Origin of the sequence: Kitasatospora setae KM-6054, from assembly GCF_000269985.1 — a bacterium.
Taxonomy (GTDB): Bacteria; Actinomycetota; Actinomycetes; order Streptomycetales; family Streptomycetaceae; genus Kitasatospora; species Kitasatospora setae.
In genome coordinates this window covers 7375564-7391663 of record NC_016109.1, presented here as the reverse complement: position 1 = coordinate 7391663, position 16100 = coordinate 7375564, and the positions used below count along the sequence as shown (strand labels likewise).

The 16100-nt window shown below is 76.9% G+C and carries 3 protein-coding genes and 1 pseudogene; 1 reads left to right on the top strand and 3 read right to left on the bottom strand.

Annotated elements, in window-relative coordinates; all coding sequences use genetic code 11:
* Positions 1-67 precede the first annotated feature (67 nt).
* Complete coding sequence (locus KSE_RS32420) at positions 68-1540, bottom strand: MFS transporter (protein ID WP_014139613.1); 1473 nt, start codon at positions 1538-1540, stop codon at positions 68-70.
* Positions 1541-1708: 168 nt separating this feature from the next.
* Between KSE_RS32420 and KSE_RS39000 the strand changes: the two genes are divergently transcribed.
* A complete protein-coding gene (locus KSE_RS39000; protein ID WP_158413065.1) occupies positions 1709-2554 on the top strand; it encodes a TetR/AcrR family transcriptional regulator in 846 nt (281 codons plus the stop codon).
* 71 nt (positions 2555-2625) lie between these two features.
* Here KSE_RS39000 and KSE_RS32410 read toward each other — a convergent pair.
* Positions 2626-6663: pseudogene (locus tag KSE_RS32410) on the bottom strand (type I polyketide synthase); the annotation flags it as partial.
* Positions 6664-6670: 7 nt separating this feature from the next.
* Positions 6671-15991: a type I polyketide synthase gene (locus KSE_RS43095; protein ID WP_014139610.1), complete on the bottom strand. Its 9321-nt coding sequence runs from the start codon at positions 15989-15991 to the stop codon at positions 6671-6673.
* Between the last annotated feature and the right edge of the window lie 109 nt (positions 15992-16100).

The following is a 16100-nucleotide window of genomic DNA, read 5'->3' as shown; positions in this document are numbered from 1 at the left end:
CGGTGCCTTTCGGGGTGGATGGCGGGACCGGGGTTCGCCCCGGAGCCGCCTGTGCGTTGACGCTTCGTCAGTTCTTGCTGATGGCGGCGCTCTTGGTGCTCTTGGTGCTCTTGGAGCGTTCGGCCGGTCCGGTGATGACGAACAGGCCGATCAGGACGGCCAGCGCGCTGAACGCGGCGGCGGCCGTCACGGCGGTGGCCAGGCCGTGCGCGAGGTCGGCCCGGGAGGGGGCGGCGGTGGCGTGCACGGCGCGGCCGTAGACGGTGACCAGCACGGCGACGCCCAGCGAGAGGCCGACCTGCTGGACGGCCTGGAGCAGCCCGGAGGCGGCGCCGGTCTCGCCCGGCGCGAGGCCGGACAGGATGGTCGTGTTGAGCGGGACGAAGCCGAGGCCGAGGCCCGCGCCGAGCAGCAGCAGCGGCCCGAACAGGCCGCCCCAGTAGCCGCTCCCGGGCCCGGTCGCGGCCAGCCAGAGGCCGGCCGCGAGCAGCAGGGCGGCGCCGGTGACGATCAGCGCCTTCGTCCCGTACCGGGGGATCAGCCGGGCCGCGTTCCGGGCGGTCAGGAACTGGGCCAGCGCCAGCGGCAGGAACGCCGGCCCGGCCACCAGCGGCCGCAGGCCCAGCCCGTCCTGGACGTACAGCGACAGCAGGACGTAGGTGCCGCTCATCGCCGCGAACAGCAGCAGGAAGACCGCGTACGCGCCGGAGCGGTCGCGCCGGGCGAACAGCGACAGCGGGACCAGCGGGGCGGCCGCCCTGGCCTGGCCGAACACGAAGCCGGCCAGCAGCGCGGCGCCGCCCAGCAGGGCGACCAGGCTGCCGGGCGAGCCCCAGCCCGCCGAGGAGGCGTGCACCAGGCCGTACACCACGGCGGCGGTGCCCGCGGTGGAGGTCAGCGCACCCGGCACGTCGAGGCGGCCCGGGTGCCGCTCGGTCTCCGGCAGGTGGCGGTACGCCAGCAGCACGGCGGCCAGGCCGATCGGCACGTTGACCAGGAACACCAGCCGCCAGGAGAGCGTGGTGAGCAGGCCGCCGAGGATCAGCCCCAGCGTGATGCCCAGGCCGGCCACGGTGGAGAACACGCCCAGCGCCCGGTGGCGTTCGGGCCCCTCGGCGAAGGTCACCGCGATCAGCGAGAGCGCGGCGGGCGCGGCGAACGCGAAGCCGACGCCCTGTAGGGCGCGGGCCGCGACCAGCAGCCACGCGTCGGGGGCCGCGCCGCCGAGCAGCGAGGCCGCCACCACCGTGAGCAGCCCCCAGACCAGCATCCGGCGCCGGCCCAGCACGTCGCTGACCCGGCCGCCGAGCAGCAGCAGGCCGCCGAACGCGAGCGAGTAGGCGCTGAACACCCAGGCCAGGCCGCCCGGGGAGAAACCCAGGTCGGACCGGATCCGGGGCAGCGCGATGTTCACGATGTTGCCGTCGATCGCGACCATCAACTGGCAGGTGACGAGCACCGCCAGGGCGAGCGCACCGGCCCGGCTCGGCACGGGCGCCGCCCGTTCGAGCACGGACGGCTGCGGGTCGTGGGTCGTCATGGCGTGCTCCTGGAGCGCGGGACGAGGGGGAAGCGCCGAAGGACCGAGGGCCTGCGGGCTCGGCAGCGGTCGACGCTTGTAGACTTTTTCATGGTAGGGACGCTCGGAAAATAGGTCAACGAGCGTTGAAACACGGCCGCAACAGTGGCCCGCCACCAGGAGGCCGACGTGCCCGCTCCCGAACCGCCCGCCGTGCCCCCGACCGCACCGGCGTCCGCACCGGCCGGGCCCGGTGGCCGGCCGGTCCGCAGCCAGGGCCGGCAGGCGATCCTGGCGGCGGCCCGCGGGCTGTTCTCGGAGCTCGGCTACGAGCAGGCCACCGTGCGCGCGGTGGCCCACCGGGCCGGGGTGGACCCGGCGTTGGTGATGAAGTACTTCGGCTCCAAGGAGGGCCTGTTCGACGCGGTCTCGGAGCTCGCCCTCTCCTTCGGCGGCGCGCTCTCCGGCCCGCCCGAGCAGCGCGGCGAGCGCCTGCTCGCGCACGTCCTGGCCGACCTCGACGGCCGCCCCGACCGCAGCATGCCGGTGCTGCGCTCGATGCTGACGCACCCGCAGGCCGCCGAGGCGGTGCGCTGCGCGGTCGCCGACCCCGGCAACAGCCCGGTCGCGGCCGCCCTGACCGGCGAGGACGCCGAACTGCGGGCCACCCTGGTGGGCACGGTCGTCCTCGGCCTGCTGGTCTCCCGCTACCTGCTGCGCGTCCCGGAGGTCGACGCCGCTCCCGCCGAGCGGCTGACCGCCCTGCTCGGGCCGTGCCTGAGCCCGCTGCTCGCCGCGACCGCCGACGGCGCCGACGGCACTGGCGGAGGGGGCGCCCCGCTGCGGGAGTTGGCCGCCGCCGAGGCCGAGCGGGTGGCCGCCGCCGCGCGGGTGGACCGGGCCGCGCGGGCGGCGCTGGCCGCCGGCGCGTCCTTCGCCGAGGTGGGGCAGGCGCTGGGCATCACCCGGCAGGCGGCCCGCAAGCGCTGGCCGCGCGAGGAGTCGGGGCCAGCGCCCCTCTCCACGACAACCTGAGTTGTCATTCATCTCCACCTCCCCTCTCGACAACTCTGGTTGTCATTGATCACCTGGGCGCTCGTCCCGGTTCAGCGGTCCGCCAGCCACCGGTGGACGGCGTCGGCGGTGGTGGCGGAGTGCTCCTCCAGCACCGTGAAGTGGTCCCCCGGGACGTCCAGCTCCTCGTGCGGCAGCCGCCAGAACGCCCGCCAGTCGGCGTCGCCGAGCCGCTCGGGCCCGGGGGTGCCGGGGAGCGGGTCGGCGGCGCGCAGCAGCAGGGTGGGCGTGGCGATCGGGGTGGGCTGCCAGGGGCCGAAGGTGCGCAGGTAGGAGCCCATGGCGGTGAGGCCGGTGTCGGTGAAGGTGAGGTCCTGGTCGCCGATCCGGTCGAGCATGCCACCGACCATGGCGGGCATCCACCAGTCCATGCCGGGCAGTCCGCCGGCGTCCATCGGGAAGCTGTCGACCAGGACCAGGCCGAGCGGCCGGACGCCGCGCCGTTCCAGTTCGGCGGTGACGGCGTGCGCGACGCAGCCGCCGAGCGAGCGGCCGAGGACCGCGAACGGCTGCTCCCCGTACAGCTGCTGGACGGCGTCGGCCTGGAGCGCGACGAACGCCTCGGCGGAGTCCGGCAGGGCGCTGCCGGGCCGGTAGCCGGGGGCGGGGACGGCCTGCGCGGCGCGCCGGCCGTCGAGGGCCCGGCCGAACCTGGCGTACTCGTGCGGCCCCGACAGCGCGGTCAGCGCGGGGAAGCAGACCAGGGCCGGACCGGGCCCGGCGGCGAGGGTGAGCGGCGGCAGGGCGTGTCCGGCCCGGTCGGCGGCGGTGAACTCGGCGCGCAGCTCGGACGCGGCCAGCAGCACGCTGGTCGCGGCGGGGATCCGGTCGGCCCGGCACAGCCGCAGGTACACCTCCGCCAGCGGCTCGGTCGTCGCGGCCCCCGCGCCCCTGGCCTTCAGCAGTTCGCCGCGCAGGTGCTCGGCGAGGTCGGCCGGGTCGGGGTGGTGGATGGTCAGCGCGCCGGACAGGCGCAGCCCGGTGGCGGCGGCGAGGCGCTCGGCCAGCTCGATGGAGGTGAGCGAGTCGAAGCCGAGCTCCACGAACGCGGCGTCGGCGGGCAGCCCGGCCGCGTCGGGGTGGCCGAGCACGGCGGCCGCCTCGGCGCGCACCACCGCGTGGACGGCGTCCAGCAGTTCGTCCCCGTCGAGGCCCTCGAACCGCCGGCCGGGCTCCGCCCCGGTCGTCGCCCCGGTCGTCGGTGCGGCCTGCGGTCCGGTCTGCGGTCCGGTCTGCGGCGCGGTTGTCGGCGCGGCCTGCGGCGTGGCTTCCGGTACGGCGTCCAGCCAGTACCGGCGCCGGTCGAACGGGTAGCCGGGCAGGGCGGCCGGGCGGGTGGCCGGGCCGCCGAGCGGGGCGGACCAGTCGACGGGGGCGCCGGCCGCGTGCAGGCGGCCGACGGACTCCAGCAGGGTCTCCGGTTCGGGGCGGTTGCGGCGCAGCGCGGGGGCGAGGACGGCGGGTCGGCGGCTGGCCGGTCCGGCGGCGAGGGCGTCCTTGGCGAGGGCTGTGAGGATGCCGTCCGGCCCCAACTCCAGGAAGCGGGTGGCCCCTTCGGCGCGCAGCGCGTGGACGGCGGCCAGGAAGCGGACGGGTCGGCGGGCGTGCTCGGCCCAGTGGTCGGGGTCGGCGAGTTCGGCACCGGTCGCGGGGCGGCCGGTGAGGTCGGAGACCAGCGTGACGTTCGGCTGCCGGAAGGCCAATCCCTTCGCGGTCGAGCGGAGTTCGTCCAGTACGGGGTCCATCAGGTGCGAGTGGAAGGCGTGGCTGACCCGCAGCCGGGTGGCTCGCCGGCCGCGGGACCGGAAGGCTTCCGCGACCTGTTCGACGGCCGCCTCGGTGCCCGAGACCACCGCCGAGCGCGGGCCGTTGACGGCCGCCAGGTCCACCGCCCCTTCGTGCCGGGCGAGTTCGGCCAGCGCCTCGTCCTCGGTCGCCTCCAGCGCGGCCATCGCGCCGCCGGGCGGGAGTTGCTGCATCAGGGTGGCGCGGGTGGCCACCAGGGTCGTGGCGTCGGCGAGTTCGAGCAGTCCGGCGGCGTGGGCGGCGGCCAGCGAGCCGATCGAGTGCCCGGCCACCAGGTCGGGGCGGACGCCCCAGGACTCCACCAGCCGCAGCAGCGCGGTCTGCAGGGTGAACAGCGCGGGCTGGGTGTACAGGGTGCGGTTCAGCCGCTCGGCGTCGGCGGTGCGCAGCACGGCCTCGGCCACGGAGTACGGCAGGTGCGGTTCGAAGGCGGCCGCGGCCTGGTCGAAGGCTTCCGCGAAGACCGGGTAGGTCCGGTACAACTCGGCTCCCATGCCCGGGCGCTGGGCGCCCTGGCCGGTGAACAGGAACGCGGTCCGCCCGCCCGCCCCGACCGGGCGCGGCTCCTCGCCCGAGCCGCCGCCGGCGGCGAACGCCGCCAGCCGCTCGGCGGCCTCCTCCGGCCGGGCCGCCAGGACGGCCCGCAGCGGCTGCCGGGGCAACCGGGCCACGGCCCGGGCGAGTTCGCCGGCCGCCGCCCGGTCCACCCCGGCCGCGTCGTCTACCTCGTCCGCGCCGGCCACCCTGTCTGCCTCGTCCGCCCCGCCCGTCCGGAGCAGTTCGGCGATCTGGCCGGCCCGGGCCCGCAGCGCGTTCTCGGTGCGGGCGCTGAGCACCCACGGCAGCGGGCCGTCCGGCACCGGGGCGGCTGCCGCCGCCTCCTCCTGCGCCGCTTCCTCGGTCCACTGCTCCAGGATCACGTGCGCGTTGGTGCCGCTGACGCCGAACGCCGAGACGCCGGCCCGGCGCGGGCGGCCGGTCTCCGGCCAGGGGCGGGCCTCGGTGAGGAGGGCGACGCCGCCGTCCGCCCAGTCGACGTGCGGGGTCGGGGCGTCGACGTGCAGGGTGCGCGGCAGGACGCCGTGGCGCAGTGCCTGGACGGTCTTGATCACGCCGGCCACTCCGGCCGCGGCGGCGGTGTGGCCCAGGTTGGACTTCAACGAGCCGAGCAGCAGCGGCTGTCGGGGGTCGCGTCCGGCGCCGAGGACGGCCTGCAGGGCCTGCGCTTCGATCGGGTCGCCGAGCGTCGTCCCGGTGCCGTGGCCCTCGACGGCGTCGATCTCGCCGGGGGTGAGCCCGGCGTCGGCGAGGGCCTGCCGGATGACCCGCTGCTGGGCGGGGCCGGACGGGGCGGCGAGGCCGTTGGAGGCGCCGTCCTGGTTGACGGCGCTGCCGCGGACGACGGCCAGCACGGGGTGGCCGTTGCGGCGGGCGTCGGAGAGGCGTTCCAGCACCAGGACGCCCGCGCCCTCCGCCCAGCCGGTGCCGTCGGCGGCGGCCGCGTAGGAGCGGCAGCGGCCGTCCGGGGCGAGGCCGCGCTGGCGGGAGAACTCGATGAAGCCGGTGGGCGAGGACATCACGGCGGCGCCGCCGGCGAGAGCGAGGTCGCTCTCGCCGGAGCGCAGCCCGCGGACGGCCAGGTGCAGGGCCACCAGCGAGGAGGAGCAGGCGGTGTCGACCGTCACCGCCGGGCCCTCGAAACCGAAGGTGTAGGAGATCCGGCCGGAGGCGACCGAGGAGAGGTTGCCGATGCCCAGGTATCCCTCCAGTTCGGGCCGGGCCGTGCCGGGGCGGGTGTGGTAGTCCTGCGCGGTGAGGCCCGCGTAGACCGCGGTCCGGCTGCCGCGCAGCTGCTCGGGGTCGAGTCCGGCGTCCTCCAGGGCGTGCCAGCTGGTCTCCAGCAGCAGGCGCTGCTGCGGGTCGGTGGCCAGCGCCTCGCGCGGCGAGAGGCCGAAGAACGCGGCGTCGAACTCGGCGGCGTCGTACAGGAATCCGCCCCGGACGGCGTAGCTGGTGCCGGGGACGGCCGGGTCGGGGTCGAACAGCGCCTCGGTGTCCCAGCCGCGGTCGGTGGGCCAGTCGCCGGTGGCGTCGCGCTCGTCGACCAGCAGGCGCCACAGCTGCTCGGGCGAGTCGGCGCCGCCGGGGAGGCGGCAGGCCATGCCGATCACGGCGATCGGCTCGGTCCGCTCGAACTCCGCCTGTTCCAGCTGGTCCTGGGCTTCCCGCAGGTCGCTCAGCGCGCGGCGCAGGTACTGCCGCAGCTTCTCCTCATCGGCCACCGTCGCGGCTCCTTCCGGTACGGGCGCCGGCCGGGCGGGCGCGGTCGAGTGCGGCGAACAGCTCGTCGTCGCTGGCGAGTTCGAGGTCGGCGGGGTCTTCGGCGGGGCCGTCGGCCGGGTCGCCGGCCGGGTCACCGGCCGGTGACCCGGCCGTCCGGGCCGCCGTGTCCGGGTCGAGGCTGGCGGCGAGGGCGGCCAGCCGGGCGGCGAGTTCCCGCCGGTCGTCCGCCGTGCCCGGCAGCGCGGCCTGCTCCAACTGCTCGACCAGTCCGTGCAGTCGACCGTCCACACCGCGCTGGCCGGCGCCCTGGCCGCTGCTCTCGCCGGCCAGCCGGGTGGCGAGTTCGGCGGCGACGGCGGCCGGGGTCGGGTGGTCGAAGACCAGCGTGGCGGGCAGTCGCAGGCCGGTCGCGGTGGCCAGGCGGTTGCGCAGGTCGACGGCGGTCAGCGACTCGAACCCCAGCTCGCGGAAGGCCCGTTCGGTCGCGACCTCCTCCTCGTCGGGGTGGCCGAGCGCGGCGGCGGCCTGCCGGCGCACCAGGTCGAGCAGCGCGGCCTCCCGCTCGGCGGCGGGCAGCGCGGCCAGCTCGGCGGCGAGCCCGCCGTCGGCGTTCTCGCCGGCGTCCGGGTCCTGGCCGTCCAGCGTGGTGGTGAGCGGGCCGAGGTCGGCGTCCAGCCAGTAGCGGCGGCGCTGGAACGCGTACGTGGGCAGCGCGCCGGGCACCGGGCGGGCGCCGCCGAGCAGCGGGCCGAAGTCGACCGGCACGCCCTGGACGTACGCCCCGCCGAGCGCCAGCACGAACCGCTCGGGGCCGCCGTGGTCGCGGCGCAGCGTCTCGACGGCGGCGCTGCCGCCGTCGCCCGCCTCCAGGGTGCCCTGGATCGCGCCGGTGAGCACCGGGTGCGGGCTGACCTCGATGAACAGGGTCCGTCCGGCGTCCGCGAGTTGCTCGATGACGGGGGCGAAGCGGACGGTCTCGCGCAGGTTCCGGTACCAGTGCGCGGCGTCGAGCTCGGCGCCGTCGACGGGCGCGGCGGTGACGGTCGACCAGATCGGCACCCGCTCCGGGCCGGGCCGGACGGGGGCGAGCGCGGCCAGCACCTCGTCGCGGACCTGGTCGATCACCGGGGAGTGCCCGGCCAGGGTCGCGTTGCGCAGCCGCTTCGCCCGGACGCCGTCGGCCTCGCACTGGGCGACCAGCGCGTCCAGGGCGTCCTCGTGCCCGGCGACCACCACCTGCCCGGGACCGTTGACGGTGGCCACGGACAGCTGCCCCGGCCACGCCTCGATCCGGCGCCGCGCCTCGTCGGCGGAGAGCGCGACGGAGGCCATCGACCCCTGCCCGACCAGCCGGGCCAGGATCCGGCTGCGGGCCGCGACCACCAGCGCCGCGTCGGCCAGGCTGAGCGCGCCCGCCACGGTCGCGGCGGCCACCTCCCCCTGGCTGTGCCCGACCACCGCGTCGGGGCGCACCCCGTACGACTCCCACAGCGCGGCGAGGCCCACCAGCACGGCCCACAGCGCGGGCTGCGCGACCTCGACCCGGGCCAGGTCGGGCGCCCCCGGCCGCTGCCACAGCACGTCCAGCAGGTCGAACCCGCCGCTCGCGCCCTCGCTACCCTCGCCGGCCTCGCTACCCTCGCCGGCCTGGCCACCCTGGCCGCCGTCGAACCGCAGGTGCGGAGCGAGCGCCCGCGCGCACTCCGCCACCCGCTCGGCGAACACCGGCTCGGCCGCCAGCAGCTCGCGCGCCATCCCGGGCCACTGCGACCCGTGCCCGGGGAAGACGAACACCACGCTCGGCGCCCCGTCCCCCCGGCCCTGCACCAGCCCGTCCGCCGGTTCCCCGGCCGCGAGCGCCCGCAGGCCCTCCGCCGCTCGCGCGGCATCGGCGGCGACCACCACGGCCCGGTGCTCGAAGCCGGCGCGACCGGTCAGCAGCGTGTGCGCGAGGTCCGCGGCCGCGTGCCCGGTGCCGTCCAGCCGCTCGGCGACCCGTCCGGCCTGCACGGCCAGCGCGGCAGCCGTCCGGGCGCTGAGCACCCAGGGCAGGGGGCGGACGGGGGGTGCGAGGGGGGTGCGGGGCGCGGAGATCGGTGACACGTCATCTTGTGTCGCGTCACCATGTGTCGCGTCATCTTGTGCCGCAGCATTAAATGACGTGTCACTTGATGTCGTGTCATCAGTTGACGCGACATCTTGTGCTGCGACATTCGATGACGTGACACCAGTTGACACGTCACTTGTTGTCGCGACATCAGATGACGCGACATTCGATGACGCGACATCCGATGACACGGCACGGGTCGCCTCACCGAAGCCGCCGACACCCCCGGCAGCACCCGGCTCCCCCGCCGGCGGCTGCTCGATGATGACGTGCGCGTTGGTGCCGCTGACGCCGAACGAGGAGACGGCGGCCCGGCGCGGGCGGCCGGTCTCCGGCCAGGGGCGGGCCTCGGTGAGGAGGGCGACGCCGCCGGCCTCCCAGTCGACCTCGGTGGCGGGCTGGTCGACGTGCAGGGTGGCGGGCAGGATGCCGTGCTGGAGGGCGCCGAGCAGCTTGATCAGGCCGGCGGCTCCGGCGGCGGCCTGGGTGTGGCCGATGTTGGACTTGAGCGAGCCGAGCCAGAGCGGCCGGTCGGCGGGGCGGTCCTGGCCGTAGGTGGCGAGCAGCGCCTGGGCCTCGATCGGGTCGCCCAGGGTCGTCCCGGTGCCGTGCGCCTCGACGGCGTCGACGTCCTGCGGGCTGAGGCGGGCCGCCGCCAGGGCCTGCCGGATGACGCGCTGCTGGGCGGGGCCGGACGGGGCGGTGAGGCCGTTGGAGGCGCCGTCCTGGTTGACGGCGCTGCCGCGGACGACGGCCAGCACGGGGTGGCCGTTGCGGCGGGCGTCGGAGAGGCGTTCGAGCAGCAGCAGTCCGACGCCTTCGGCCCAGGAGGTGCCGTCGGCGGCGGCCGCGAAGGCCTTGACCCGGCCGTCGGGGGCGAACGCCCGGTGGCGGGAGGTGGCGACCATGCCGGCCGGGGAGGCCATCACGGCGACGCCGCCCGCGAGGGCGAGGTCGGTCTCGCCGGAGCGCAGCGACTGGGCGGCGAGGTGCAGGGCCACCAGCGAGGAGGAGCAGGCGGTGTCGACCGTCACCGCCGGGCCCTCGAAGCCGAAGGCGTAGGAGATCCGGCCGGAGGCGACCGAGGCGGCGCTGCCGTTGTGCAGGTAGCCCTCCAACTCCTCGGGCAGGGCGCGGAGTCGGCCCGCGTAGTCGTTGTACATGACGCCGAGGTGGACGGCGGTCCGGCTGCCGCGCAGGGTGTGCGGGTCGATGCCGGCCCGCTCGAAGGTCTCCCAGCTGGTCTCCAGCAGCAGGCGCTGCTGCGGGTCGGTGGCCAGTGCCTCGCGCGGCGAGATGCCGAAGAAGCCGGCGTCGAACTCGGCGACGTCGTGCAGGAATCCGCCGTACTGGGTGTAGGTGCGGCCGGGGCGGTCGGGGTCGGGGTCGTAGAGGGCGTCGTTGTCCCAGCCCCGGTCGGTCGGCCAGGGGGTGATGGCGTCCCGGCCCTCGGCGACCAACTCCCAGAGCTGCTCGGGGGTTTTGACGTCGCCGGGGAAGCGGCAGCCGGCCGCGACGATCACCACGGGGTCGTCCTGGTCGACTGCGGGGAGCGCGTCCGCCGCGCCTGCCGCGCCCGCCGTGCCCCGGGTGGCGGCGTCGTCGGTGCCCGTCCGGCCGCCGGGCAGCAGGCTGTCGAGGCGGGTGGCGAGGGCCTGTGCGGTGGGGTGGTCGAAGGCCAGGGTGGCGGGCAGCCGCAGGCCGGTCGCGGCGGCGAGGCGGTTGCGCAGTTCGACGGCGGTCAGCGAGTCGAACCCGAGCTCCTTGAAGGCCCGTTCGCTTTCGACCCCGTCGGATCCGGTGCGACCGAGGACGGCCGCGGCCTCCTTCCGGACCAGCCGCAGCAGGGTCGCGGCGCGGCGGGCCGGGTCGAGGGTGCGCAGCCGGGCGGCGAGGTCCTGGCCCGCGGCCCCGCCGCCCGCACGGCGCCGGGTGACGGTGGTCCCGGCGCCGCCGGGCAGCACGTCCGCCAACACCGCCGGTACGGCGGCCGGTTGGGCGGCCGGGCGGAGGGCGAGCGGGACGGGGCGGGGGTGGCCGGCGGTGAGGGCGGCGCTGAGCAGGGCGCGGCCCTCGTCGCCGGTGAGCGGGCGCAGGCCCTGGCGGGCGAGCCGGGCCAGGTCGGCGGCGGTGAGGTGGCCGGTCAGGGCGCTGCTGTCGGCCCACAGGCCCCAGGCGAGGGAGCTCGCGGGCAGGCCGCGGGCGTGCCGGTGGGCGGCGAGGGCGTCCAGGAAGGCGTTGGCGGCGGCGTACCCGGCCTGGCCCTGGGTACCGAGGACGCCGGCCGCCGAGGAGTACAACAGGAAGGCGGTGAGCGGGAGTTCGGCGGTGAGCTCGTGCAGGTGCCAGGCCGCGTCGACCTTGGGGCGCAGCACGGTCTCCAACCGGTCGGCGTCCAGCGCGGTCAGCACGCCGTCGTCGAGCGCGCCGGCCGCGTGCACGACGGCGGTGAGCGGGTGCGCGGCGGGGAGGTCGGCGAGGACGGCCGCGAGCGCGTCCCGGTCGGTGGCGTCGGCGGCGACGGCGCGCGCTTCGGCGCCGAGGGCGGCGAGTTCGGCCAGCAGTTGGGCGGCGCCGGGCGTGTCGGGCCCCTGCCGGCCGAGCAGCACCAGGTGCCGGACGCCGTGCTCGACCACCAGGTGCCGGGCGGTCAGCGCACCGAGCAACCCCAGGCCGCCGGTGATCAGCACGCTGCCCTCGGGGTCGAGCCGCGACTCCGACGCGGACGCGGTGGCGGCGGACGCGGTGGCGACGGACGCGGTGGCAGCGGGGACGGGGGCGGCGGCGGAGACGGGGGCGGCAGCGCCGGCGGTCTCGGCGAGGACGAGTCGCGGCAGGTGCGCCCGGCCCGCGCGCAGGGCGAGTTGGGTCTCACCGGCGGCGAGGGCGGCGCCCAGGGCGGCGGGCAGGGCCTGCCGGGTGGGGGTGCCGGTGCCGGCGTCGTCGAGGTCGACCAGGAGCAGCCGGTCGGGGTGCTCGGCCTGGGCGGTGCGCAGCAGGCCCCAGACGGCGGCGGTGGCCAGGTCGGGCTGCTCGCCGTCGAGGGTGGCGGCGTACCGGGTGGCGACGGCGAGTCGGACGCCCGCCAACTCCTCGTGCGCCAGCCACTTCTGGACGGTGGCCAGCAGGTCGGCCAGCACGGCGCGGGCCTGCTCGGGCGGCGTCCCGACGGCGGGCGCGTCGGCCCCACCGGCCCCGCCGGGCGCGTCGGCCCCGCCGAGCGCGTCGAACGCGCCGGGCGCGCCGGCCGCGACGGGCAGCCAGGCAAGGGCGGGCGGGGTCTCGCCGGCCCGGAGGGCGGTGGCGAGGGCGGCGGGGCCGGCGTACCGGCGCGGCAGGTCGAGGCCGAACGGGTCTGCGGTGGCGGGGAGTTCGAGCAGTGCCCAGCCCGTTTCGTCCGAGACGTCCGTTCCGAGCGCGAGTTCGCGCCAGCCCGCGACGTACAGCGGTGTGCCGGTGCTGAGTTGGGTGGCGGTGATCGGGCGCAGGGCGAGTGCGCCGACGCTGAGGATGGGGGTGCCGTCGGGGTCGACGGCGTCCACGGCGAGGGTGTGGTCGGGGGCGGTGCGCAGCCGGACCCGGAGGGTGTGGGCGCCGGTGGCGTGCAGGCGGATCGCGTTCCAGGCGAACGGGAGCCCGACGGTGCCGTCGGCGGCCGGCGGGGCGGCCAGGTCGGCGAGGTGGAAGGCGGCGTCGAGCAGCGCGGGGTGGACGCCCCAGCGGGTGGCGTCGGCGTGGCCCTCGGCGGGGAGTTCGAGGTGGCCGTAGTAGTCGTCCCCGTGCCGCCAGGCGGCGCGCAGGCCCTGGAAGTGCGGGCCGTAGGCGCGGCCGGTGGCGGCGATGCGCGCGTACAGCTCGTCGACGGGGACGGGTGCGGCGCCCTCCGGCGGCCAGTCGCCCTCCACGGCGGGGGTGTTGCTCTCGGGGGCGAGCAGGCCGTGGGCGTGGCGCTGCCAGGGGCCGGGGTCGGCGTGCTGCGGGCGGGCGTGCACCTCGACGGTGCGGCGGCCGGACTGGTCCGCGGTGCCGGCGGGGCTGACGGTGACCTGGACTTCGACGGCTTCTCCGGCGGGCACCAACAGCGGTGCCTCGATGACGAGTTCCTCCAGGACGGGCAGTCCGGTCTCGTCGCCGGCCCGGATCGCGAGTTCGACGAGCGCGGTGCCGGGGACGACCGTCCGGCCGTGCACGGTGTGGTCGGTGAGCCAGGGGTGGGTGTGCGCGGCGAGGCGTCCGGTGAGCGTGGTGGTGCCGTCGGCGGCGGTGAGGACGGCGCCGAGCACGGGGTGTGCGGCGGGGCGCAGGCCGAGGCCGAGCGGGTCGCCGGCCCGGCCGGCCGGGCGGTCGATCCAGTGCCGGGTGCGCTGGAACGCGTAGGTGGGCAAGTCGACGCGGACGGACGGGCGTTGGCCGAGGACGGCCTCGGCGTCGTAGGGGGCTCCGGCGGTGACGACGGCGGCCAGCGAGGTGAGGAAGCGGTCGAGGCCGCCCTCGTCGCGGCGCAGCGAGCCGGTGGCGGTGACGGGCTGTCCGGCGTCCTCGGCGGTGGCCTGGACGGCGGCGGTGAGGACGGGGTGCGGGGACGCCTCGACGAAGATCCGGTGGCCGCCGGCCAGCAGGGCGCGGGTGGCGTCCTCGAAGCGGACGGTCTCGCGCAGGTTGGTGTACCAGTAGGCGCCGTCGAGCAGCCGGGTGTCGATCCAGTCGCCGGTGACGGCGGACAGCAGCGGCAGGCGTCCGGTGCGCGGGGCGATCGGGGCGAGGGCGGTGGCGAGTTCGGCGCGCAGCCGCTCGACCTGCGGGGAGTGCGAGGCGTAGTCGACCGGGACGCGGCGCACCCGCAGCTCCACGGCCTCGCCGTGGGCGACGAGTTCGTCGAGGGCGGCGGCCTCACCGGCCACCACGACGGCCTCGGGGCTGTTGACCACGGCGACCGACAGCCGGCCGTCCCAGCGGGCGATCAGCGCTTCGGCCTCGGCCCGGGGCAGCGGGACGGAGGCCATCCCACCGGTGCCGGCCAGCGCGGTGATGGCGCGGCTGCGCAGGGCCACCACCCGTGCGGCGTCGTCGAGTTCGAGCGCGCCGGCCACGGTGGCGGCGGCGATCTCGCCCTGGCTGTGGCCGACCACGGCGTCGGGGCGCAGCCCGTACGACTCCCAGAGCGCGGCGAGGGCCACCATGACGGCCCACAGGGCGGGTTGGACGACGTCGACCCGGTCGTAGCCGGGGGCGCCCGGGCGGCCGCGCAGCACGTCCTCCAGCGACCAGTCGACGTAGGCGGCGAGGGCCTTCTCGCAGGCGGCGATGCGTTCGGCGAACACCGGTGCGGTGTCGATGAGTTCGGTGGCCATGCCGAGCCACTGGGCGCCCTGGCCGGGGAAGACCAGGACGGTCTTCGGGTCGTCGGTGGCGCGGCCGCGCACGACGGCGGGCGAGGGTTCGCCGGTGGCGAGCGCGTCGAGGGCGGCGAGCAGCGCGGGGCGGTCGCGGCCGACGACGGCGGCGCGCTCCTCGAAGGCGGTGCGTTCGGCGTGCAGGGCGTGGCCGATCGCGGCGAGCGCGTGCGCGTGGTCGGCGGTGGCGGCGGCGGTGGTGCGCAGGTGGTCGGCGAGCCGGGCGGCCTGGGCGCGCAGCGCGGGTTCGGTGCGGCCGGAGAGCGTCCAGAGCACGGGGGTCGGCGCGGCTGCGGGCACCGCCGGCTCGGCGTCCGGCCGCTCGGCGTCCGGCCGCTCGGCGTCCGGCCGCTCGGCGTCCGTCGGCTCGGCGTCCGTCGGCTCGGCGTCCGTCGGCTCGGCGGGGAGGAGGGCGGCCGGCTCCTCGTCCGGCGCCTCCTCCAGGATGATGTGGGTGTTGGTGCCGCTGACGCCGAACGCGGAGACGCCGGCCCGGCGCGGGGTGCCGGTGCGCGGCCAGGGCTGTTCGTCGGTGAGCAGCCGGACCGCGCCGGCCGTCCAGTCGACGTGCGGGGTGGGCGAGTCGACGTGCAGGGTGCGCGGCAGGACGCCGTGGCGCAGCGCCTGGACGGTCTTGATCAGGCCGGCGGCTCCGGCGGCGGCCTGGGTGTGGCCGAGGTTGGACTTCACCGAGCCGAGCCACAACGGCCGGTCGGCGGAGCGTTCCTGGCCGTAGGTGGCGAGCAGGGCCTGCGCCTCGATCGGGTCGCCCAGGGTCGTCCCGGTGCCGTGCGCCTCGACGGCGTCGACGTCCTGCGGGGTGAGTCCGGCGTCGGTGAGGGCCTGCCGGATGACGCGCTGCTGGGCGGGGCCGGACGGGGCGGTGAGGCCGTTGGAGGCGCCGTCCTGGTTGACGGCGCTGCCCCGGATGACGGCCAGCACGCGGTGGCCGTTGCGGCGGGCGTCGGAGAGCCGTTCGACGACCAGCAGGGCGGCGCCCTCGGACCAGCCGGTGCCGTCGGCGGCGGAGGCGAACGCCTTGCAGCGGCCGTCCGGGGCGAGGCCGTGCTGGCGGGAGAACTCGACGTACAGCTGCGGGGTGGTCATCACGCTGACGCCGCCGGCGAGGGCGAGGTCGGCCTCGCCGGAGCGCAGGGCGCGGACGGCCAGGTGCAGGGCGACGGAGGAGGCGGAGCAGGCGGTGTCGACGCTGACGGCGGGGCCTTCGAGGCCGAGCGTGTAGGAGATCCGGCCGCTGGCGACGGACGCCGCGTTGCCGACGGTGAGGTAGCCCTCCAGCTCCTCGGGGGCGGTGCCGAACGGCGGGACGTAGTCGTTGCCGTTGCCGCCGACGTACACGCCGGTACGGGTACCGCGCAGGTCGGCGGGGCGGATCCCGGCCCGCTCCAGCGCCTCCCAGGCGGTCTCCAGCAGCAGCCGGTGCTGCGGGTCGGCGGCCAGCGCCTCGCGCGGCGAGATGCCGAAGAAGTCGGCGTCGAACGCGCCCGGTTCGGCGAGGAACGCCCCCTGCCGGGTCGAGGAGGTGCGGGGGCGGTCCGGGTCCGCGTCGAACAGCGTGGACAGGTCCCAGCCGCGGTTGCCGGGGAACTCCCCCACCACGTCCCGGCCTTCGGTGACCAGCTGCCACAGGTCCTCGGGCGAGTCGACGCCGCCGGGGAAGTGGCAGGCCATGCCGACGATCGCGACCGGCTCTGCGGCCCGTTCCTTGGTGTCGTTCAACTCGCGGCGGGTCTGCTGCAGTTCAGCAGTGACCCGTTCCAGGAGGTACCGAATCCGGCCGTCGTTCAAGGTTCCGCCCTTCGCGCTTGTCACGGCTGGTGACAGGGATCAGCTGGTGCTCGGGTTGTTCAGGTGCACGGACTGCACGGAGTGCACGGACTACACGAATTGCTCGGGC

Excerpts from the sequence above, each read along its gene's own strand:
- KSE_RS32420 (WP_014139613.1), bottom strand. The coding sequence starts at position 1,540 with ATGACGACCCACGACCCGCAGCCGTCCGTGCTCGAACGGGCGGCGCCC.